Here is a 21,494-nt window from a genome sequence, read left to right as displayed (position 1 = left end):
TGCGCCCTGGCCATTTTTTGTCATGGCCAGGGCGATTGCGCCGGGCAGATTCTGGTGATGTACTCGGCTGACGCCGGAGCGGGAGGAAATCGTGGCCGGAACTTTTGGTGAGTTGCTGCGTGAACACCGCATCGCCGCGGGGCTGTCGATGGGACAGCTGGCGAAGTTGATTCATTACAGCAAGGGCTATCTGAGCAAGATCGAGAACGACCTGAAACCGCCGACGCCGACGGTGGCCCGCCTGTGTGACGGTGTGCTCGGCGTGGGTGGGCGGCTGATCGAGGCCGCGCTGCACGGCACCCCGGCGCTCGCCCGCCGTCAGGTGCTGGTGGCGGGCACGATGCTCGGTGTCGGCGCGCTCGCCGGCAGCGGGCTCCGGCCGGCCCCGGACGCACAGGTGGTCGCGGGGATGCGCACCTCGTTCGAGAACCTGCGGGCACTGGGGCTGCGCACCAGCCCGATGGTGCTCATCGAGCCGCTGAAAGCGTTGCAGCACACGGTGCACGGGATGGCACGGGAGAACACCGGGTCGATCGGCACCGGGTTGCTGAGGCTCGCCGCACGTCTCTCCGAGTACACGGGCTGGATGAGCCAGGAGGCCGGTGACGAGCAGGCGGCGCTGTGGTGGACCAGGCAGGCCTCCGAACTGTCGCGCGCGGCCGGGGATCCGGACATCGCGAGCTACTCGTTCGTGCGGGAGGCGGGCATCGCGTTCTACCGGCAGGACGCCCGGAGCACGGTCAACCTCGCCCAGCAGGCGCAGTGGATCGGCAACGCGGGCTCACGAGTCCTCGCGCTGGCCGCACGACGCGAGGCACAGGGGCACGCACTCGCCGGAGACCGCTACGCCACCGAAAGCGCGTTCGACCGTGCCGTGCGGCTGATGGACTCCGCGCAGCCGGACAGCCCTTATCCGGCGCTCGGCCCCAGCGCGCCCGATCCGCTGGAACTGGCCAGGGGATGGGCGTTGAGCGACCTCGGGCTCAACGCCGAGGCCGCCGTCGTGCTGGACCGGCAGCTCGCGCTCGTGCCCGTCACGTCGCGCCGCACCAGGGCCCGCTTCGGCACACGAAAGGCGCTCGCCCAGGCGTTGTCCGGTGACGTCGACCAGAGCTGCCGGACGCTCGCCGCCACGATCGACGACGCGGCGCACGTCGACTCGGCGACCGTCCGGACGGATCTGCGGCAACTGGCCAGAACCCTGGGCAGGTGGCACAACCACGCCGCGGTGCGAGAGGTCTACCCCGACCTGAAACGGCTCCTGTCTCACCGCTGACCGCACGCACAGGTCATCGCCGCACGCTCGGCCCGCACCTCCTGCGCCTCGGGCTGGTCGAGCTCGGCGAACACCGCCTCGGCCGCGTTCCAGTGCGCCACCGCGCCGGAATGCCTGCCCAGCGCGTGCATCGTCCGCGCCACACCGATTTCGCCGTGCGACTGGTGCGTGCGGTTGCCCGTGCCGGTGGCCACGTCCAGCAACGCCTGGTAGAGGCGCAACGCGCCGGCCAGATCGCCGCCGTCGCGCGCCGTGGCGGCCCGGTCGTGGAAGAGCCTCGCGCGCAGGTCGGCGTCCGCCAGTCCCGCCGCGGCGGCGGAGGCCAGTTCGTGATGGTGCAGTGCTTCGCCCAGCCGGCCGGCGAGCCGGTGGGCGTCGGCGATGTTGGTCAACGCGTAGGCGGCCACGCAGTCGTCGCCGAGCTCGACCGCGATCTCGTGCGCCTCCAGGTGGTCGGGAATGGCCTCCTCCAGCATCCCGAGGTGTTGCCGGTTCGCGCCGCGGTTGTTCAACGCGTGTGCCAGTCCCTGCAGGTGGCCGATCTCCCGCAGGATCCCCACGGCGTCGTCGTGCTGCCGCAACGCGATGTCGTACCTGCCGTGCTGTTCGTTGAGGTAGCCCAGCATGCTGAGCGCGTGGGCGCGGCCCCGGAGGTCCCCGCACCGCTCGTACTTCGCCAGCGCGGCTTCGAAGCACCGCACCGCCTCGTCGTGGGCGCCGAGTTGCATCGCGGACAGGGCGAGCGCGCACAGCGTCGCCGCCTCGCCCGCCACGTCGCCGAGCCGGGACCACCTCTTCAGCGCCTGTTCAGCGAACTCGAACGCCTCGCTGTGCCTGCCGAGCCGGTCGTGAGCGGTGGAGAGGCGCAGCAGCACGTGCGCCTGGCCGTGGTCGTCCTCCGCGCGAACGGAGTCGACGGCCTCGATCCAGTCCTCGAACCGGTTCGCCGTGTTGAAGTGCCGCCAGATCAGGGCGGCCAGCCGCCACGCGTGGTCCGGGCCCGAGCACCTGATGGCGGCCATCAGGTTGTCGCGCTCGGAGGTGATCCACGCCAGCGCCTTGTCCTCGCGGGTGAACCGCAGCCCGAGCGGGCTCATGCGGTCCACCGGCGGCTGGACGGTGTGGTCGAACGGGTAGGCCGCGCTCACCGCGCTGCTCAGCGACACGAGGTAGAAGTCGAGCAGGCGCACCAGGGCGCCCGCGGGTGGAGGTTCGAGGGCGGCGAACTCCTTGATCGGGTCGAGCATCTGGTACCGGTTCGGCGCGACCTCCTCCAGCAGGCAGACCTCATGCAGGTCGTCGAGCAGCTTGCGGGTGACAGCGATGTCGAGGCCTGCGAGGGCCGCGGCGCCGACGAGGTCGACGTCCGGTCCAGGGAGGTGCCCGAAAAGCCGGAAGAGCTCCTGCTGCCGGTCGTCGAGTTGCCGGTAGGACGCCAGCACCGCGGCGTCTTCCCGCAGCGGCCCCTCCTCGTCCATCAGGCCGAGCAGGTGGTCGAGCGACCACCGGTCGTGCCTGCGCAGCAACGCCGCCGCGACCGTGATCGACACCGGCAGGTACCCGCAGCGCTTCACCAGGCCCGCGATGTCCGCCGCCCTGCCGCGCACCCGGAACGGGTCGGTCAGCCTCCGGAACAGCGCGGAGGCGTCGTCCGCGGGCATCGGGGCCAGCCGCACGTGTTCGCTGATGTCCGGCTCGCCCATTCTGCGGCTCGTGACGATGGCGAAGCAGTCGCGCGCTTCGGGCAGCAGCGGCCGGATCTGCTCGGGTGACGCCGCGTTGTCCAGCACCACCAGCGTTTTCGTGCCGTAGAGCTGGGTCTGGTAGAGCGATGCCTTGCGGCCCACCGTGTCCGGGATCTGCTCGGCCGGCACGCCCAGTTCGGTGAGCAGCTGGCTCAGCGCGTCCGACACGGACATCGGTGCCACGTTCGGGGTGAACCCGTTGAGCCGCAACAGGAGCTGGCCGTCCGGGAACCGGGGACGCAGCCGGTGGGCCGCCTCGACGGCCAGGCCGGTCTTGCCGACGCCGAGCGCGCCGCTGATCCACACCGCGCGTCGTTCGTCCGAGCCCGCCGCGGCCGCCTCGATCTTGTCCAGCTCGCCGGATCGGCCGGTGAACCCGCCGGGACGCGACGGCAGCGAGCTGACGGGTTCGCCCCGGCGGGCGCGTTCCGCGAGGTTGCGCAGCACCGTTCCCGGCTCGATCCCGAGCTCGCCCAGCGCGTCGGCCGCGGCCGCGAAGGCGCGGATCGCCCCGACGCGGTCGCCACCCGCGATCAGCGCGCGCATCAGCAGTTCGGCGTACTTCTGGTTGTCCGGCGCGCTGCGGACGGCACGGCGCATCCGGTCGCGGGCCGACCGGTGGTCGCCGACGAGGAGTTCCCACTCGGCCAGGTCACCGAGCGCGTCGAGGTGGCTCTCGTCGGGCGGGATCACCTCGGGGCCGCCGACCCTGTCGATGTCGATGTCCTCCAGGAACCTGCCCCGCCACAACGCCACAGCCGCGCGCAGCAGATCGATGGCCAGGCGCTTGTCGTTGTCCCGCACGGCTTGCGCGGCGGACGCTCGCAGCCGGTCGAACCGCACGGTGTCGATCTGGTCCTCGTCGACGCGCAGCACGTATCCGGTCGGTGTCGTGTCGATTTCCGCGTCGGTGTGCTCGAACGTCTTGCGCAGCTTGTTGATGTACCCGCGCACCAGCGTCCGGCGTTCCGGCTGCTCGGGCCACACGATCTCGGTGAGCCGTTCGGGTGACACGGGCTTGTTCGCGTGCAGGAGCAGAACGACGAGGATGAAGCGTTGTTGCTGGTCTCCCAGGGGCACGGAAGTGCTGCCGTGCCAACATTCCAACGGACCCAGCATACGAAATTCCACGTGGTCCTCCCGGTGCACGAGCTGCCATCTGGGTGGAATGTCGCGCAAAGGCCCGTTGGCGTGTCAGCGAATCAGCTTTTTGTCCACGTTTGATCAACGCGATCCGGTAACGGTGTCCGCACCAGGCATCGCGCTGAGGGGGAAGTCGGATGGTTCTCGATGTGTTGCCGTGCTATCTCGTGTGCGACGTGTCGTTCTCGATGAGCGACCACATCGGTGAGGTCAACGCCGGGATGCGCGAGTTCCGCGGGGTGGTGCACGCGGATCGGCACGCCACGGCCCAGATCCGGCTCTGCGTGGTCGTCTTCGCGGAAAGCCCGCTGGTCGTGCGGCCGTTGCTGCCCGCGCTCGACCCGGCCGAGGAGATCACGCCGCGCGAGGAGTCGGGTTCTGACTTCGGTTCCGCATTCACCCTCGTGCGCACGATCATCGAACGCGACGTGCACCGCCTCAAGACGCAGCGGATCCGGGTGCGAAGACCGCTGCTGTTCTTCGTCTCCGACGGCAGGGCGACCGATCCGGCGTGGCCCGCGGCGCTCGCGAGGCTCACCGCCACCACGCTGTGCCCGGAGATGGTCGCGTTCGGACTCGGAGCGGTCGACCAGCGGGCGCTCGGCCGCATCGGCAGCTCGCGGGTCTTCCTCGGCTGCGACGGTGTGCGCCTGGGCATCGCGCTGGCCTCGTCGGTGGCACGGACCGTCCTGCGGCCGGAGCACGTCTGACCGATCCACGGCGTGTCCACTTCTCGTCCACACGCCCGCCGCAACCTGACTCCGCCGCACGTGAGCGAGCAAGGGGAGGAGAGCGGAGATGTTGAAGAACCTGGTTCGTGAGCTGAAGACCCTCCGTAAAGGACGAGGCGTGCACGCCGGACGGATCGCGGACAAGATCGGCCCGTCGCTGGCCACCGCCTGCGGGATCACCAGCGCGGACGGCTCGGTCGCCGCGAAGCAGAAACTCGTCACCCGGCTGACCGAGCTGGTCGAGCAACTCCCGGAGGACCTGCAACTCGCCGCGCGCGCGGCGTTCGGCCTGATCGCCGACGTCCGGCAGCCGCTCTACCAGGAACGCGTCACCTGGGTGGCCGCGCGGATCGACCGCGACTCCCGCACCGTGCGCCGCCGCGTGGACGAGGCCGTGGAGCAGCTGGCCGAACTCGCCGCCACGACCTCCCCGCGCACGGGCGGCGGCTGGCACACCGCGGAGCTCAGCGTCGCCGTGGCGCTGGACCAGGGGCAGCCGGAGGTGCTGGAGCGCTACCAGGTCGTCGTCGACCAGGACGGCGTCGACTCGCTGGACCTCACCTCGGTCTTCCCGGTCCGCCGGCGCGACGTGGACGTGCACCTGCTCTACGGCGGCACGCTGCGGGAGCGCGGCGACGGCGGCCGTCCCGGCTTCACGCTGGTCCCGGCCGAACCGCTGGTGCGCGGCGAGACCCACGACTTCGCGATCCGCTACCGGATGTCGCACCGCGACGCCATGCACCCGTGCGTGCTGCACGTGCCCGAACGGCCGTGCGAGGTGTTCGACCTGCGCGTGCGGTTCGAACACGACCGCAAGCGGCTCGTGCGGGCATTCGACGGCGTGCTGGTGCAGCGGTCCGACGCCGAGCCGGCCGGGTCGCAGCAGACGGTGGACCGGGCGGGGGAGATCCACCTGCGGTTCCGGCGGCTGCTGCCCGGACTGCTCTACGGCGCCCGGTGGGGCAGCGCGGCGGTGTGCTCGGCGCGCAGGGCCTCATGACCGCAGGGCCTCATGACCGGCGGGGCTCGTACCAGGTCTCGCCCACCGGTTCGCCCGCCATGTTCCACGCCCAGACGCGGGTCGGCGTGATCCGGCTGTAGACGCCGGGGCCGACGACGCCGGTGCGTTCGGCCGGGTCGTCGGCGATGCCGTAGATCCGGATGGCCCTCGCGACGAACGGGGTGAACGAGACCAGGTCGTCGACCACGAGCGAGACCCGGCGGCGGCCGGCGGTGATGTTGCGGAACTTGCGGGTGCTCCTGACCTGGTCACCCGCGCCGCCGACCCAGATGTGCGTGCCGTCGTACTCGAACGCCAGCGGCACCACGTCGGGCTGGCCGTCCTCGTTGACGGTCGCGAGGCGGGCCAGGGGCTGTTCGCGCAGGTAGGCGATCTCCTCGTCGGTGAACATGCCCCTATACGAACAGCAACCCGCGTTTTCGACCACACAACACCTGGACGAGGCACGGAAAGCATTCATCGGCAACCCGTAGGCCGCCGAGAATTCACGGTTGGAGTCGAGAAGGTCTCAACCGGCGCGGCTGGCTTGACAACGAAAGCATCCCGAGCCAATCCTCCGCTGGTGCTGAAGCGAGGGAACGTCACGACGAAGTTGATCGGCATCGGTGCGCTGGTGCTGGCGGTGGCCGCCTGTGGCGCCCCGCCCGCCAAGGAGACGCCGGCTGGTGCCGCCGGAACCGCGAAGTCGGCGAGTGAGCTCGGTGGCATGGACAAGCTGGTCGAGGCCGCCAAGAAGGAGGGCAAGCTCAACGTCATCGCGCTGCCCCCGGACTGGGCGAACTACGGCGAGATCATCAAGGCCTTCGAGGCCAAGTACGGCATCAAGGTCGACTCCGCGCAGCCGGACGCCTCGAGCCAGGAAGAGATCAACGCCGCCAAGCAGCTCAAGGGCAACGACCGCGCGCCCGACGTGTTCGACCTCGGCCTGAACGTGGCGCTGGCCAACAAGGACATGTTCGCCCCGTACAAGGTCAGCACGTGGGACGACATCGCCGCGGAGCTCAAGGACGCGGACGGCGCGTACTACGGCGACTACGGCGGCTTCATGTCGATCGGCTACGACGCCGCGAAGGTGCCGGCGCCGACGAGCGTGAAGGACCTGCTCAAGCCCGAGTACAAGGGCAAGGTCGCGCTCAACGGTGACCCGACGCAGGCCGGTGCCGCGTTCTCCGGTGTCGTCATGGCGGCGCTGGGCAACGGCGGCAGCGCCGACGACATCGCTCCCGGTGTCGAGTTCTTCAAGCAGCTCAAGCAGGCCGGCAACTTCCAGCCGGTCGACCCGTCGCCCGCGACGATCGAGTCCGGTCAGACGCCCGTCGTCATCGACTGGGACTACACGAACGCCGCCCAGACCGACAAGCTCAAGGGCAAGCTCGACTGGAAGGTCGTCGTCCCGGCCGAGGCCCAGATCGGCGGCTACTACAACCAGGCCATCAGCAAGGACGCGCCGCACCCCGCGGCCGCCCGCCTGTGGCAGGAGTTCCTCTACTCCGACGAGGGCCAGAACCTCTACCTGAAGGGCATGTCCCGCCCGGTGCGCCTGGACAAGATGGGCGACAAGGCGGACAAGGCCGCGAAGGACAAGCTGCCCAAGACCGACGGCAAGCAGGTGTTCCAGACGCAGGCCCAGGCCGACAAGGCCAAGGCCGTCCTGACCGCGACCTGGGCCCAGGCCATCGGATGACCTCAGTCGCTCCGGTAGCGGCGGCAAAGCCCGGCGGTCCCACCCCCTCCAGGGGTAGGGCCGCCGGTCGGCCATCTGTGGCCGCCTGGCTCGTCGCGGTGCCGTTCCTGGCGTTCGTCGGCACCTTTCTCGTCTACCCCACGGTGCTCGTGCTGTTCGGTGCCTTCCAGGACTCGAACGGCGCGTTCACGCTCGACAACCTCACGAGCCTGTTCACGGGCGTCGTCTTCGATGCCTTCGTGCGCAGCATCGAACTCTCCGCGCTCACGGCGGTCATCGGCGCGATCTTCGGCGCGTTGCTCACGTGGGCGATCGCGGTCGGCAACCCCGACGGGATGCTGCGCCGGACCGTCATCGCGGGCAGCGGTGTGCTCGCCCAGTTCGGTGGGGTGCCGCTGGCGTTCGCGTTCCTCGCGACGGTCGGCTTCGAGGGTCTTGTCACGAAGTTCCTGCGTGACAACGTTGGCATCGACCTCTTCGCCGGCAGCGCGTGGCTGTTCGAACTGCCCGGCCTGACGCTCGTCTACACGTTCTTCCAGATCCCGCTGATGGTGATCGTGTTCCTGCCCGCGCTCGACGGCCTGCGCCCGCAGTGGCGCGAGGCCAACGCGAGCCTCGGCGGCACGAGCTGGACGTACTGGCGCCACGTCGGCGGCCCCATCCTGACGCCGCCGTTCCTCGGCGCGCTGCTCCTGTTGTTCGCCAACGCTTTCAGCGCCTACGCCACGGCCGCCGCGCTCGTCTCGCAGGGCAGCCCGATCGTGCCGCTGCAGATCCGCGGGTTCCTCACCGGCGAGGTCGTGCTCGGCCAGGAGAACCTCGGCAAGGCGCTCGGCCTCGGCATGGTGATCGTGGTCAGCATCGCGATGGGCGTGAACGTGCTGCTGCAGAAGAGGGTGGCCAAGTGGGTTCGCTAGTGAAACAGCGCGTCCTGCGCACGATCATCCTGCTGGTCCTCGGCGTCTACTTCATCCTGCCGTTGATCGCGATGGCGGAGTTCTCCACGCGTGGCAAGAACGACACGCGCAGCCTCGAGTCGTGGACGTCCATCGTCGACGACGAAGGGTTGATGGAAGCTCTCGTCAACTCGCTGCTGCTGTCGGTCACCTCCGCGGTGCTGATGCTGGTGCTGCTCGTGCCGACGATGGCGTGGATCCGGTTGCGGCTTCCGCAGTTGCAGCGGCTCGTGGAGTTCCTGTGCCTGCTGCCGCTGGCGATTCCCGCCATCGTGCTCGTGGTCGGCATGGCGCCGCTCTACGCGTGGGTGAACTACTTCTTCGGCGACTCAGCGCTGACGCTGACGTTCGCGTACACCATCCTGGTGCTGCCGTTCGCCTACCGCGCGATCGACGCCGGACTCGCCGCCATCGACCTGAAGACGCTGGCCGAAGCCGCGCGCAGCCTCGGCGCGTCGTGGTTCACGGTGCTGTGGAAGGTCGTTGTACCGAACATCCGCGTCGCACTGATCGGTGCTGCGCTGCTGTCGGTGGCCCTGGTGCTCGGCGAGTTCACCATCGCGTCGCTGCTCAACTTCGACACGCTGCAGGTGCAGGTCAACCTGCTGGGCAAGCGCAACGCGGGTGTGTCCATCGCGGTGTCGCTGCTGTGCCTGATCTTCGCGTTCGTCCTTCTGTTCGCACTTTCCTACGTCGGCCAACGACGCCGTCAGACCGTTGCCGAAGAAGAAATTCTGCAGGGGAGTAACTGAGACCATGAGCCACCTGCAACTCAAGGGACTGCGCAAGTCCTTCGGCGGCAACGTCGCGCTGGACGGTCTTGATCTGGAGCTGGCGGAGGGCGAGCTGGTGTCGTTGCTGGGCCCGTCGGGCTGCGGCAAGACGACGGCGCTGCGCATCGTCGCGGGCTTCGAGACGTCCGACTCGGGCACGGTCACCGTGGGCGGCAAGGACATCACGAAGGTGCCGGCCAACAAGCGGGACATGGGCATGGTCTTCCAGGCCTACAGCCTCTTCCCGAACATGACCGCGGCGCAGAACGTCGCGTTCGGCCTCAAGATGCGCAAGGCCGACGCCAAGAAGGCCGGCGAACTGCTCGAACTGGTCGGTCTCACCCATCTCGGTGGCCGGTACCCGCACCAGATGTCGGGTGGTCAGCAGCAGCGCGTCGCACTGGCGCGCGCTCTCGCGATCCAGCCGCGCGTGCTGCTGCTGGACGAGCCGCTGTCCGCGCTGGACGCCAAGGTCCGCGTGAACCTGCGGGACGAGATTCGTCGCATCCAGACGGAGCTCGGCATGACGACGCTGTTCGTCACGCACGACCAGGAGGAGGCGCTCGCCGTCTCCGACCGGGTCGGCGTGATGTCGCACGGCCGGCTGGAGCAGCTCGACACGCCGTCCGTCGTCTACCGCGAACCGAAGACGGCTTTCGTGGCGCAGTTCGTCGGCGTCACGAACTCGGTGCAGGCCAAGGCCGAGGGCCAGACCGTCGTGGTGAACGGCGTGACCGTCGCCGTGTCGCACGACCAGCCGTCCGGCAGCGACGTTCGTGTCATCGTGCGTCCGGAGGACATCGGCGTTTCCGCGCACGACGGCGACACCAACGGCAAGATCGTGGGCGACGTGCTGACCCAGTCGTTCCTCGGGCCGGTCACGCGGATCTCGGTCAGGGTCGGGGAGCAGGTGCTGCGCATCGACCAGCCCTCCAACACCGCCGCCGCGTACCAGCCGGGCACGCGGGTCGCACTCGACCTGAGCGAATCAAGGATCATGGTGGTGGCGGGATGATCAAGAAGCTCCTCGCGCGCGACACGGCGGAGACCCACCGGGTCGCGACGCCGTTGGAGCTGCTGTTCGACCTGAGCTTCGTGGTGGCGGTCGCCCAGGCCGCCGCCTCGTTGCACCACGCCGTGACCGAGAACCACGCGGGCGCCGGCCTGCTGGCGTTCTGCATGGCGTTCTTCGCGCTGTGGCTGCCGTGGCTGAACTTCACCTGGTTCTCCAGCGCGTTCGACAACGACGACACGCTGTACCGGATCATCACGATGGTGCAGATCGCCGGTGTCCTGGTGATCGCGGCGGGCATCCCGGCCGTCTTCGAGCACCAGGACTACCGGATCGTCGTCGGCGGTTACGTGGTCATCAGGCTCGCGATGGTCACGCACTGGCTGCGTGCCGCGCGCGACAACCCGTCGCACAAGGCGTGCGCGCACCGGTACGCGGGCGGCATCGCGGTCATGCAGGTGCTGTGGGTGCTGTGGCTCTTCGTACCGCCGAGCCTCGCGCTCGGGCTGTGGGTGCTCGGCATGCTCGCCGAGTTGCTGGTGCCGGCCTGGGCCGAGAAGTCGGGCGCGACGACGTGGCACCCGCACCACATCGCGGAACGGCACGGCCTGTTCACGCTGATCGTGCTCGGCGAGTCGATCCTGGCGGCCACGCTCGCGTTCCAGAAGGGCTTCGACAGCGGCGTCAACCTCATCTCGCTCGCCGCCGCCTCGCTCGTCATCGTGTTCTCGGTGTGGTGGATCTACTTCGAGGCGCCGGCCCACCTGCACAACCTGAAGAAGGCGTTCCTGTGGGGGTACGCGCACCTGTTCGTCCTCGGCTCGATCGCGGCACTCGGCGCCGGACTCGCGGCTTCGGTCGACTACGACCTGCACGTCTCGCACGCGCCGGGCACGACGGTCGCCGCGTTCACGACGGTGCCGCTGGCCGTGTTCTTCCTGTGCGTCTGGTACGTGCAGGATTGTCCGGGGCAGGCGGGGGTGCGCAAGTACCTGCTGCCGATCGGGTCGGTGGCGGTGCTGGCGGCGACGTTCGGACCGGCGCCGATCCACGTGACCGCCGGGATCTCGCTGGTCCTGGCGGTCCTGACGCGGCTCGCGCTCGGGCAGGCTCAGCGCGTCGAGGTCTAGGGTCTGTCAGGGCGGGGAGTTCGGCGGGTTCGCCTCGTTCTGACACCGGTGGTGCGATGATCGTCGCCATGACCGGTGTCCGTGAACTCCGCTTGGTCGTCACCGCTGACGACTACGACGAGGCCCTGCGTTTCTACCGAGACGTGCTGGGGCTTGAGCAACGGGCGGCGTTCACGTCCGACGGCGGCAGGGTCACGATCCTCGAAGCCGGGCGGGCGACGCTGGAGATCACCGACCCGCCGCACGCGGCGTTCATCGACGAGGTCGAGGTCGGCCGGCGCGTCGCGGGGCACGTGCGGGTGGCCTTCGAGGTGGAGGACTCCGCCGTGACCACCCGTGCGCTGCAGGCCGCCGGGGCCGAGGTGATCGCGGAACCGACTCGCACGCCGTGGAACTCGCTGAACGCCCGCCTGGCGGCGCCGGCCGGGCTGCAGCTGACGTTGTTCCAGGAGCTGGGCGAGTAGATGACGATCTCCGCTGCCGGGTACCGCGACCTCGCGAACCGGGACGTGCTGGCGTGTGCCGTGGTGACGGTCGCCGCGAAGCTGCCGATGTCGATGACGCCGCTGATGATGGTGTTCCTGACCAGGGGACTGCCCGGCGGGTACGTGCTGGCCGCGTCGCTGGTCGCCGTCTACGTGCTGGGCGAGATCCTCGGCGCCGCGTTGCTCGGGCTGTTCCTCGACCCCTCGCGGATGCGCGGGCAGCTGTCGGTCGGGCTGCTCGTCGGCGCCGGGGCGTTCACGACGCTGGCGCTGACGCTGAACGTGACGGTGCTGGCGATCGCGGCGTTCGTCGCGGGTGCCGGGCCGTCGACCACGCCCGGCGGGTTGCGCGCGATGCTCCTCGGGCTGGTGCCGGACGCGTTGGTGCCCAAGGCGATGGGCTTCGACGCCATGATCACGCAGGTGGTGTGGGCGGTGGCGCCCGCGCTGGTGACGGTGCTGGCGCTGAGCGTCGACCACCGGGCGCCCGTCGTCGTGTCCGTGTCGCTGGTCGTCGTGGCGGCGTGGCTGGTGTTCATCCTGCCGCGCGGGCACGTGACGTCGCGGTCCGGCACGGCGAAACCTCGCGTGGTGGCGTCGGCCTGGCCGATCTACCTCGTGAGCGCGGCGGCGCTGGCGCAGCTGGCGGTCGCGGAGCTGGTGCTGCCGGCGTTGCTGGAGTACCGGGGGATCGGGATCGGCTGGATCGGGCCGCTGCTCATGGGTTTCGCGGCGTGCAGCGCGCTGGGCGCGGTGCTGTACGGGCTGCGGCCGTGGCCGGGATCGTTGCGCGCACAGGGTTTGGTGCTGCTCGTCGTCACGGCGACGTGCGTCGGCGCGCTGGCGTTGTTCCCGAACCTGCCGGGCATCGCGGGCGCGTTGCTCGCCGCCGGGCTGTTCCAGTCCGGCGTGCTGGTGACGCGCAGCCTGGCGTTGCGCGAACGGCTTCCCGTCGGCGCGCACGCGGCCGGGTTCTCGATGATGTACGCCGTGACGGGCGCGGGCTACGGGCTCACGGCCGTCGTCGCCGCGTGGGCGATGGACGTCGGCTCCCCGATCTGGGCGGTCTTCGGCGGCGTCGCGGTGACCTTGGTCCTGACAGCAGTCAGCGCGGCTGCCGAACGCCGGCAGCCGCGCTGATCTGAGAGGGAGCTACTACCCGCGGTAGAAGTTCCCCTGGGTCTGCACGTTCAGCTCGTCCGTGCGGAACAGCTTCGCCACGAACGTGCGCGGGTCGCGCATGTCGATGACGTCGAAGCCGCGGCCCATCTCCGAGGAGTAGATGTAGCCGTTGTACCAGTAGGTCGACCACGTGCCGCCGCCCAAGCCGTTCGGCATCGGGCCGCGCTCGAAGAAGCCGATCTCACGCGGCTTGGCCGAGTTCGTGAAGTCCCACACCGAGATGCCGCCCTGGTACCAGGACTGCACCATGATGTCCTTGCCGGGCACCGGGATCAGCGAACCGTTGTGCGCGACGCAGTTCTCCGTGTCGCCCTGCATGCGCGGGATCTTGTAGTAGGACTTGAAGACCAGCTTGCGGTCCTTGCCCTTGCCCACGATGTCGTAGATGCCGTTGGCACCCCGCGTCGGGCCGATCTTCTCGTTGCAGGTCGCCGCGCCGCCGCCACCGAGCTCGTCGGTGAAGACGACCTTGGTGCCCCTGTTGTTGAAGGTCGCGGAGTGCCAGAACGCGAAGTTCTTGTCGTCCTGCACCCGGTTGATCTCGACCAGGTTCTCGCGGTCGGAGATGTCCCAGAGGACGCCGTCACCCATGCAGGCGCCGGCCGCGAGGTCCATCTGCGGGTAGACGGTGATGTCGTGGCAACCCGAGGTGGCCGAGGTGTAGCCGGTCTCGATGTTGCCGGGCCTGCCCTTGTTGCCGCCGTCCGGGAAGAGGACCGGGGCCTTCAGCAGCGAGGCCGCGGCCGGGTTGCGCACCGGCACCTTGACGATGGAGATCTTGTCGTGCGGCGGCTGGCAGTCCGGGAACGCGGCGTTGGGCGAGTAGGAAGAGACGTAGAGGTACACGTCCTTCTTGTTCTTGCTCGGCACCATCGTGTGGGTGTGCGAACCACAGGCGGTCTCGACGGCGGCGACGTAGCGCGGCGCGCTCTTGTCGCTGATGTCGAAGACCTTGATGCCCTCCCACGACTCCTTGATCGTCGCGGACTGGGACACGCTGCTGCAGGAGTTGTCACTGCGCGACGAGTCGGTCGACAGGAACAGCAGGTTCCCGTACACCGAGATGTCGTTCTGCGAGCCGGGACACAGGACCTGGCTCTTGATCGTCGGCTTCTTCGGGTTGCGGATGTCGTAGATGACGAAGCCGTCGTAGTTGCCGACGAACGCGTAGTTGTCCTGGAACGCGATGTCGGTCTGCGTCGAGTTGAGCGGAGCCTGCTTGTCCAGGTGGGCGACCGGGACCATGTTGCGGCTGCGGCTGATCTCGTCGACGCCCGGAATGCCGTTGACGCCCTCCGCCTGCGACTCGAGCTGAGCCTCGCTCAGTCCCTTGCCGTCCGCCGGCAGGTCGGGCTCGGCGTACGCGGGCGCGGTCAACGTCGACAGCGTCAGCGCGAGCGCCCCCAGCACCGCCAACGGCGCTCTGCGCCGCCGGGCCGTTGCGCGTGAAGTCACAGCTTTACCCCCTCAGTACGGGTTGGTGTGGGGGAGTATGACCCCTTCGCCTTGCTAAGGGCCAGCGTCTTTCGGAGGGTTCTGCACACTTGTCCACAGTCGAAGAGCCGGACAAACCTCGTCGATCACCTGTTCGATAGCATCGTCTGATGAGTGTGGTCCTGCAGGCGTATCGGTACGCCCTCGAACCCACGTCTGCACAGGTCGCGATGTTGCGCTCGCACTGTGGCGCGCAGAGGTTCGCCTTCAACTGGGGGCTGGCGCGAGTGAAGGCGAATCTCGATCAACGTGCTGCCGAACGCTCCTATGATCTGGAGGGCCCCGAACTCACACCTCCGGTGAACTGGTCTGCCTACGGGCTGAGGAAGGACTGGAACCTGGCCAAGGAGGAAGTGGCGCCTTGGTGGAGTGAGAACTCCAAGGAGGCCTATTCCTCGGGACTGGCCAACCTCGCCACGGCGCTGCGTAACTGGACTGCTTCGCGCGACGGTCGGCGCAAGGGCCGCCAACTCGGGTTTCCGCGATTCAAGGGTAAGCACACTTCGTCGTCGTGCAGGTTCACCACCGGTGCGTTCGGACTCGTTGACTACGACCGCCGACACGTGAAGGTGCCGCGGATCGGCACGGTGCGCACCCACGAGTCGACCCGGAAACTGGCTCGGCACGTCGAGCGAGGCAGTGCCCGCATCCGGTCTGCCACCGTCTCGTTGCGCGCGGGTCGGTGGTTCGTGTCGTTCTCCGTCGAGATCCAGCGCGCCCAGGCCACGTCGGCGGACTCGGTCGTGGGCGTCGACCTGGGAATCAACATGCTCGCGGTGCTGTCCACGGGTGAGATGGTGCCCAACCCGAGGCGGCTCGAGGCCGCCCAGCGAACGCTACGTCGATTGCAACGGCGAGCTTCGCGCCGAACGGGGCCGGACAGACGGATCGGCCGGAGTCCGTCTGTACGGTGGAGCAAGGCGCAGGCCCGGATCGCGCGGCTGCACGCACGAGTTGCGAACGCACGTCGCGACGGTCTGCACAAACTCACGACCCACTTGGTTCGTGCACACGGCACTGTGGTGATCGAGGACCTCAACGTGGCAGGAATGCTGCGCAACCGCAGGCTCGCGCGCCACGTCGCCGGGATCGGTCTGGCTGAACTGCGGCGTCAGCTCGAGTACAAGACCGCCTGGGCCGGGACGCGTCTCCATGTCGCAGATCGATGGTTTCCCAGTTCCAAGATGTGTTCGGGCTGTGGCGTGGTGAAAGCCAAACTGCGTCTCGCCGAGCGGACCTACCACTGTCAGGCGTGCGGGTTGATCGTTGACCGGGATCTCAACGCCGCGCGCAACCTGGCTGCTCTTGTTGAGAGCTCGTCTTCGGTGAGTTGCACCGTGACGTTAAACGAGCCCGCTGGAAACCCATGTGAGTCACCGCCCTGCGGTGCAGCGGGTACTGCCACGGGAAGACCTACCTGGTCAACGCCGCGCCGCGAGGCGACGGCTCACGCTCAGTGAACGGTATTGTGCGACGCATGCGCTCTGGGGTTCTGGTCATCGTGGCGGCATTCGCCCTGCTGGCAGGCTGTACATCGGAGCCGGATGCAGCTCCGGTCATCGCGCCCGACACGCCTGGCGGGTCGGCGCCGACTGTCGCGCCTTCGGACGTGAGCAGCGTGATCCCGCCGCCGCCGAACGACGCCGACCGCGAGTACGTGGCGATGATGATCGTCCACCACGAGCAGGCGCTCGCCATGACGAGGTTCGCTCCCGACCGCGCGCAGAACGAGACGGTGAAGGGCCTCGCCGACCGCATCCGGTTCAGCCAGGAACCGGAGATCGGCGCCATGAAGCAGTGGCAGCGCACGTTCAACGCGATCGGCACGCACGGGGACCACTCGTCGATGCCGGGCATGGCCACGCAGGACCAGCTGAACGCCCTCGGCGCGGCGCGCGGCAAGGACTTCGACCGGATGTTCCTGGAGCTGATGATCAAGCACCACGAGGGTGCGATCAAGATGGCTACGGACGTGCGCGGCGCCGGCACCAACATCCAGGTCGAGGAGATGGCCGACGACGTCGTGGCCACGCAGGACGACGAGATCAACCGGATGAAGAAGCTGCTGACAGAGCTGTGAGACGGCCGCGGGCCTTGGCGGCGTCGGCGTGGCCCAGGCGCTCGTAGATCTCGAGCGCCTGCTCCCACGCGTGCCGCGCCTCGGTCTCCTGGCCGGTGGCGGCGTGGGTGTCGCCGAGGTTCACCAGGGTGGTGGCGATCTCGAACTGCTCGCCGATCGTGGTGAAGACCGCCAGTGACTCCCGGTAGTGCTCGATCGCGCCGGGGAAGTCGCCGATGTGGTGCAGGTTGTAGGCGATGCTGTCGAGTGTGCTCGCCTCGCCGAGCCGGTCGCCGCACTCGCGCAGCAGGGTGAGCGCGGCGCGGCAGTGTTCGAGGGCCTTCGCGCGGTCACCGAGCAGGCCGACGTACCAGCCGACCTGGTTCATCGAGCCGGCGAGACCGGAGACGTCGCCCGCCCGTTCGCTCAGCTCGACGGCACGCCGCGCGTAGTGCAGTGCGCTGACCAGGTCGCCTTCTGCCTCCAGGTAGAACGCGTAGTTGCGGTGCACGCGGATCTGGCCGTCGAGGTTCCCGGTGCGTTCGTTCAACCGCAACGCTTCGGCGAGATGCGACTCGGCGGCCGCCATGTCACCGAGCCGGTGTTCGGTGTGTGCGAGCAACTGGTGCAGCAGTGCGGCGGCCCGCTCGTCGCCCAGCCGGTGCGTTGCCTTCAGCGCGTCGTACATCAACGCGACCGAGTGGTGCCAGTGGCCGGCGATGTCCATGAAGTTGCGAATGCTCCAGACGAGCTGCCAGGCGTGCCGGTCGAACCCTGTAGCCATGGCGACTTCGCTCAGCGTCGCCGCCACGTCGATCTCGGTCTCGAACCACCGTCGCGCCTCGTGGTGGCCGTGCACGAGCTCGGGTACGACTCCCTTGGCGGGCAGGCCGATGTCGACCTCGGTGATGAACCGGTGCAGCTCGACGGCCGCCACGGCGGCGCTGTGCAGGTAGTGGTCGAGCAGGCGCCGCAGGGCGTCGCGGCCTTCGAGGTCGTCGACCAGGTCGCGGGCGTGCGCGCGGACCAGGTCGTGCAGCACGAAGCGACCGTCGCCGGTCTCGGTGACGAGGTTGGCGGCGACGAGTTCCGGCAGCGCGGGCGTGGTGCCCGCGAGGCTCCTGGCGGCCGCCGCGGACACGTCCGGTCCGGGATGGACACCCAGCAACCGGAAGAGCCGTTGCGCGGAACCGGAAAGTCGTTGGTAGGACCAGTCGAACACCGAACGGACGCTGGTCGTCTCCTCGCCGGTGTCGAGGAAGTCGAGCACGTCGTCGTCCGCGAAGTCGTCGGCGAGCGCGGTCAGCGAGTGCTGCGGGTCGGCGCGGGCGGCCACGATCGCGAGTGCGAGCGGCAGCCCGCCGCACCGTGCGGCGAGCCTCGACAGGGCCCGGGGCTCGGCGGTGGCACGGGCGCCGAGCCGCTGGGTCAGCACCTGTCGCGCCTCGGCCTGGCTCAGCACGTCGATCCGCACTCTCGTGATGCCGTCGAGGTCGTCCATCCGGTCGCGGCTGGTGATCACCACGCGGCAGGCGGGGTCGTCCGGCAGCAGCGGGCGGACCTGGCCGGCGTCGCGGGCGTTGTCGAGCAGGAGCAGCATGTGCTTGCCGCGCAACAACGTCCGGTAGAGCCGTGCCTGCTCGTCGGTGCTCGGCGGCATGCTGTCCGGCGGCACGCCGAGTGCGCCGAGGAAGCTGCGGATGATCTCCTCGGGACGTACCGGCGCGGTCGGGTCGAAGCCGCGCAGGTTCACGTGCAGCTGCCCGGCGGGGAAGTGTGCCTGGTTCGCCCACTGCAGCGCGAGGGTGGTCTTGCCGGCGCCGCCCACGCCGCTGAGCAGGGTGACCGGGCCGGAGCGGGCCAGCGCGGCGAGTTCGCGATCACGGCCGGCGAACTGGGCGAGCGGCGCGGGGACCTGGCGCGGCACCGGCACGAGCGCCTCGACGGCCTTGCGTTCGCGGGTCAGTTCCCCGGCGAATTCGCGGACCGCGTTGATGCCCTCGAACGGGTCGCCGCGCCACAACGTGAGCGCCTCGGCGTGCCTGCCCTGGTCGCGCAGCGCGCGGAAGTCGAGCAGATCCGAGTCGGTGACGTGCGCGAGGTAGCCGGTCTCGTAGGTGCGGATGAAGTCCGTGCCGCCCAGCGCTCGCCGGAGTCTGCTGATCGCGGTGCGCAGAGCCTGGGTGTCGCCGAGTTCGTGGAGGGGAACGACCTCGTTCGCGCGGGCCACGAGGAGCGCCAGCAGGTCCCGGCCGCGGCCTGCGGGCAGCACGATCGGCTGCCCGCTCACCTCGACCGCGAGCGGGCCGAGTACAAGGAAGCGGACGTCCCCCACGCGGGGAAGTATCGCCTATTCGGTGCGCTGCCGAGGCAGCACCATGTCCTCGGCGTGCGTGAACCGCTCCGGCTCGTTGCCCGTGACCAGGCGTGCGATCGTGCGGTGGCCCTTGTGCGCCTCGCGGAACGCGTCGGAGGCGACCCAGGCGCGGAAGGCCTCCTCGGACTCGAACTCGTTCACCGAGACGTACGGCTGGTCGTCCTGGGTCGGCTTGAGCAGCGTGCTGCGCAGCAGGCCGGGGACTCCGGGCAGGTGGGTGCGCATGTTGCCGCGGAAGTACCGCTCGAACTCCTCGGACATGTCCGCGTTCACGAACATCCGGTTGGTCGCGATGAACATGCTGGCCTCCTGATCCCGACGCTCTGTCGGGAACTATTCCAACTCCCCGTCGGGAAATCAAGCGCGATACGATCCCGATGTGCCGAGGATCAGCGCAGACACCGTGGCGGAACACCGCGCGAACCGGTTGCGTGCCCTGCTGGACGCCGGGCGGGACATCGTGGCGACCGAGGGGGCGGAGGCGCTGACGCTCGCGTCGCTCGCCAGACGTGTCGGGCTGTCGCGGCCGAGCCTCTACGAGTACTTCCGGTCGCGGGAGGAGCTGGTCGCCGCGATCGTGTCCGACGCGCTGCCGGAGTGGGCGGACAAGCTGGAGGACGCGGTCAACAGCGCGTCCTCCGTGCCGGCGAAGATCGAGGCGTACCTGCGCACCGAGCTCGCGATCATCACCGACGGCAGCCACGGGGCGGTGGTGGCGTTGTCCGCGCACACGTTGCCGGACTCGTCGCGCGAGCAGATCCGGGCCGAGCACGAACGGCTGCTGGCGCCGCTGGTCGGCGTCTTCCGGACGGCCGGGGTGGAACGCGCGCCGTTGCGGGCGATGCTCGTGCACGCGATGGTCGAGGCGACGTCGCGGATGATCACGCCGGGTCGCACCGAGCACAACGAGGCCGTCATCCGGACGTTGCTCGACCAGGTGGTGTACGGGCTGGACAAGCCCATCAGCTGAACCGCCGGCATCCACCGATCGCCGTTCGCCGAGCAAGGCGAGGACCATGCGGCGGGACCACTTCGGTTGGTCCCGCCGCCTGCGGCAACTCCCCCTTGCCAGTGGCACCCCCCGATGCCACTCCCTCACCCCTCGCGATGAAGGAACTCCCGCCAGTCCCCGAGATACGAGATGTCCCGGATGTCACCCGATCGGAGCAACGGGTCGACCATCGCGTCGCGCAGCACGGTCGCCAGCGCGGCGCTGCCGTCCTCCAGTTCGATGACGCCGATCTCCAGCTCCGCCGGTTCGGCGGGCACCAGGTGGTCGCGCAGGACCTTCAGCGGCAGGTCGTAGAGCTCACCGGCCACCGAGGCCGAGCCCGACTCGTGCATCGCGGGGAACTTCCCCCGCACCGAGAAGTACCGGTACTTGGGCGCACTGCGCGCCCGGCACACCATCGGCGTGCCCTGGAGCTGTGCGTGCAGCGGACCGCCCCGCATGCCGCCGCCGTTGAGGAAGATCAGTGCCATGACTCTCCAGGGTTCGGTGGATGGGGGTGGACAGCGCGGTCAGTGGAAGGCCGGTGCCGCCGTGCTTGAGTGCGACGAGTTCGGCCGCGATCGACACCGCGGTCTCCGCCGGGCTGCGGCCGCCCAGGTCGAGGCCGACGGGAGAACGCAGGCGCGCCAGCGACGCCTCCGGAACACCCTCCGAGCGCAGGCGCGCGAGCCGTTCGGCGTGGGTGCGGCGGGAGCCCAGGGCGCCGACGAACGCCAGCGGCCGGGACAGGGCCTCCACGAGCACGGGGATGTCGAACTTCGGGTCGTGCGTCAGCACCACGACGGCGGTGGACGAGTCGGTATGGGTGGAGGCGAGGTAGCGGTGTGGCCAGTCGACGACCACCGAGTGCGCTGCGGGGAAACGGGAAGGAGTGGCGAACACGGGCCGTGCGTCGCACACGGTCACGTGATAGCCGAGGAAGCGTCCGATCTCGGCCACGGCGGCGGCGTGGTCGATGGCGCCGAACACCAGCAGGCGGGGCGGCGGCAGCCACGACTCGGTGAACACTCTGCCCTCCGCCTCGAAGCGCACGGAAAGCGGATGCCCGGCAACGGAAGCCGAGAGCGCCGCGCGCAACGCGGGGGAGTCGCGCTGCACCAGCACGTCCAGTGAGCCGCCGCAGGTGAGGCCGACCGCGAACGCCGTGTCGTCGGAGTAGCCGAACGACGCGAGTGCGGGCACACCTGAACCCAGGACCTGGCACGCCAGGTCGTAGACCTCGGCCTCCACGCAGCCGCCGGACACGCTGCCGATCACCTCGCCGGATGGCCCGACGGCCATCGCGGCGCCGACCGGGCGCGGCGCACTGCCCCGCACGGCCACCACCGACGCGACCGCGAACCGGTCCCACGACAGCAGGGTCGACGCCAGGTCACGCATCGCACACTCCTTTCAGGGTCCCGGCCGGGTGGCC

Annotated in this window: 19 protein-coding genes and 1 pseudogene; 13 read left to right on the top strand and 7 right to left on the bottom strand. The window is 69.3% G+C overall.

The features are described from left to right. The first annotated feature begins 91 nt into the window (after positions 1-91). Complete coding sequence (locus BLR21_RS34655; protein ID WP_090013025.1) at positions 92-1,276, top strand: helix-turn-helix domain-containing protein; 1,185 nt, start codon at positions 92-94, stop codon at positions 1,274-1,276. On the opposite strand, the gene BLR21_RS34650 is transcribed toward BLR21_RS34655, so the two are convergent. Continuing rightward, positions 1,267-4,101, bottom strand: a complete 2,835-nt coding sequence (locus BLR21_RS34650) for an AfsR/SARP family transcriptional regulator (RefSeq protein WP_256335124.1) — start codon at positions 4,099-4,101, stop codon at positions 1,267-1,269. The genes BLR21_RS34655 and BLR21_RS34650 overlap by 10 nt on opposite strands. A gap of 200 nt (positions 4,102-4,301) precedes the next feature. Between BLR21_RS34650 and BLR21_RS34645 the strand changes: the two genes are divergently transcribed. After that, entirely contained in the window at positions 4,302-4,874 is a 573-nt protein-coding gene (locus tag BLR21_RS34645; RefSeq protein ID WP_090013020.1) for a vWA domain-containing protein, read from the top strand. An 88-nt stretch (positions 4,875-4,962) separates the two neighbouring features. Then, on the top strand, positions 4,963-5,895 hold the full coding sequence (locus tag BLR21_RS34640) for a hypothetical protein (protein ID WP_090013018.1): 933 nt from the start codon (positions 4,963-4,965) through the stop codon (positions 5,893-5,895). Between the two features lie 10 nt (positions 5,896-5,905). Here BLR21_RS34640 and BLR21_RS34635 read toward each other — a convergent pair whose 3' ends face one another. Further along, positions 5,906-6,307, bottom strand: coding sequence for a PPOX class F420-dependent oxidoreductase (locus tag BLR21_RS34635; protein ID WP_090013015.1), 402 nt, complete (start codon positions 6,305-6,307; stop codon positions 5,906-5,908). A 171-nt stretch (positions 6,308-6,478) separates the two neighbouring features. On the opposite strand from BLR21_RS34635, the gene BLR21_RS34630 reads away from it, so the two are divergent. The 7 genes from BLR21_RS34630 to BLR21_RS34600 all read left to right on the top strand — a co-directional run bounded on the left by BLR21_RS34630 (position 6,479) and on the right by BLR21_RS34600 (position 13,096). After that, complete coding sequence (locus BLR21_RS34630) at positions 6,479-7,600, top strand: ABC transporter substrate-binding protein (protein WP_256335123.1); 1,122 nt, start codon at positions 6,479-6,481, stop codon at positions 7,598-7,600. Between the two features lie 77 nt (positions 7,601-7,677). Further along, positions 7,678-8,517 (top strand): ABC transporter permease, encoded by an 840-nt coding sequence (locus BLR21_RS34625; RefSeq protein WP_256335122.1) that lies wholly within the window; start codon positions 7,678-7,680, stop codon positions 8,515-8,517. Then, complete coding sequence (locus tag BLR21_RS34620) at positions 8,505-9,308, top strand: ABC transporter permease (protein WP_256335121.1); 804 nt, start codon at positions 8,505-8,507, stop codon at positions 9,306-9,308. Before BLR21_RS34625 ends, BLR21_RS34620 begins: the two co-directional genes overlap by 13 nt. A gap of 4 nt (positions 9,309-9,312) precedes the next feature. Beyond that, complete coding sequence (locus BLR21_RS34615; protein WP_090013009.1) at positions 9,313-10,344, top strand: ABC transporter ATP-binding protein; 1,032 nt, start codon at positions 9,313-9,315, stop codon at positions 10,342-10,344. Beyond that, positions 10,341-11,471 carry a low temperature requirement protein A gene (locus BLR21_RS34610; RefSeq protein WP_090013006.1) on the top strand — a complete coding sequence of 377 codons (1,131 nt, stop codon included), beginning with the start codon at positions 10,341-10,343 and terminating at the stop codon, positions 11,469-11,471. The genes BLR21_RS34615 and BLR21_RS34610 overlap by 4 nt, the downstream gene beginning before the upstream one ends. A 68-nt stretch (positions 11,472-11,539) precedes the next feature. Next, positions 11,540-11,935: a VOC family protein gene (locus BLR21_RS34605; RefSeq protein ID WP_090013098.1), complete on the top strand. Its 396-nt coding sequence runs from the start codon at positions 11,540-11,542 to the stop codon at positions 11,933-11,935. Beyond that, on the top strand, positions 11,936-13,096 hold the full coding sequence (locus BLR21_RS34600) for an MFS transporter (protein WP_090013003.1): 1,161 nt from the start codon (positions 11,936-11,938) through the stop codon (positions 13,094-13,096). It abuts the gene before it with no gap. Between the two features lie 15 nt (positions 13,097-13,111). On the opposite strand, the gene BLR21_RS34595 is transcribed toward BLR21_RS34600, so the two are convergent. After that, entirely contained in the window at positions 13,112-14,593 is a 1,482-nt protein-coding gene (locus BLR21_RS34595; protein ID WP_420843929.1) for an LVIVD repeat-containing protein, read from the bottom strand. 149 nt (positions 14,594-14,742) lie between these two features. Between BLR21_RS34595 and tnpB the strand changes: the two genes are divergently transcribed. Together tnpB and BLR21_RS34585 are read left to right on the top strand one after the other, a co-directional pair. Further along, on the top strand, positions 14,743-16,092 hold the full coding sequence (tnpB, locus tag BLR21_RS34590) for an IS607 family element RNA-guided endonuclease TnpB (RefSeq protein WP_090013001.1): 1,350 nt from the start codon (positions 14,743-14,745) through the stop codon (positions 16,090-16,092). A 17-nt stretch (positions 16,093-16,109) separates the two neighbouring features. Beyond that, positions 16,110-16,712, top strand: a complete 603-nt coding sequence (locus BLR21_RS34585; RefSeq protein WP_090012998.1) for a DUF305 domain-containing protein — start codon at positions 16,110-16,112, stop codon at positions 16,710-16,712. Here the strand turns inward: BLR21_RS34585 and BLR21_RS34580 are convergent. Beyond that, entirely contained in the window at positions 16,678-19,026 is a 2,349-nt protein-coding gene (locus BLR21_RS34580; RefSeq protein ID WP_090012995.1) for an ATP-binding protein, read from the bottom strand. The genes BLR21_RS34585 and BLR21_RS34580 overlap by 35 nt on opposite strands. 15 nt (positions 19,027-19,041) lie before the next feature. Further along, the gene (locus tag BLR21_RS34575; protein ID WP_030477998.1) at positions 19,042-19,368 is read right to left on the bottom strand and encodes an antibiotic biosynthesis monooxygenase family protein; all 327 of its coding nucleotides are present in this window, start codon (positions 19,366-19,368) and stop codon (positions 19,042-19,044) included. A gap of 79 nt (positions 19,369-19,447) precedes the next feature. Here BLR21_RS34575 and BLR21_RS34570 point away from each other — a divergent pair, with 79 nt between their 5' ends. Further along, positions 19,448-20,038, top strand: coding sequence for a TetR/AcrR family transcriptional regulator (locus BLR21_RS34570; RefSeq protein WP_051770204.1), 591 nt, complete (start codon positions 19,448-19,450; stop codon positions 20,036-20,038). 125 nt (positions 20,039-20,163) lie between these two features. Here the strand turns inward: BLR21_RS34570 and BLR21_RS34565 are convergent. Beyond that, positions 20,164-20,481, bottom strand: a pseudogene (locus tag BLR21_RS34565) (allophanate hydrolase-related protein); the annotation flags it as partial. After that, positions 20,378-21,460 (bottom strand): XdhC family protein, encoded by a 1,083-nt coding sequence (locus BLR21_RS34560; protein ID WP_090012990.1) that lies wholly within the window; start codon positions 21,458-21,460, stop codon positions 20,378-20,380. The gene BLR21_RS34560 and the pseudogene BLR21_RS34565, both read right to left, overlap by 104 nt. Positions 21,461-21,494: the final 34 nt, after the last annotated feature.

Origin of the sequence: Lentzea albidocapillata subsp. violacea, from assembly GCF_900100275.1 — a bacterium.
In the GTDB taxonomy this organism is placed as follows: Bacteria; Actinomycetota; Actinomycetes; order Mycobacteriales; family Pseudonocardiaceae; genus Lentzea; species Lentzea violacea.
The sequence above is the reverse complement of the archived record's forward strand: the minus strand, read 5'-3'. Positions and strand labels throughout refer to the sequence as shown.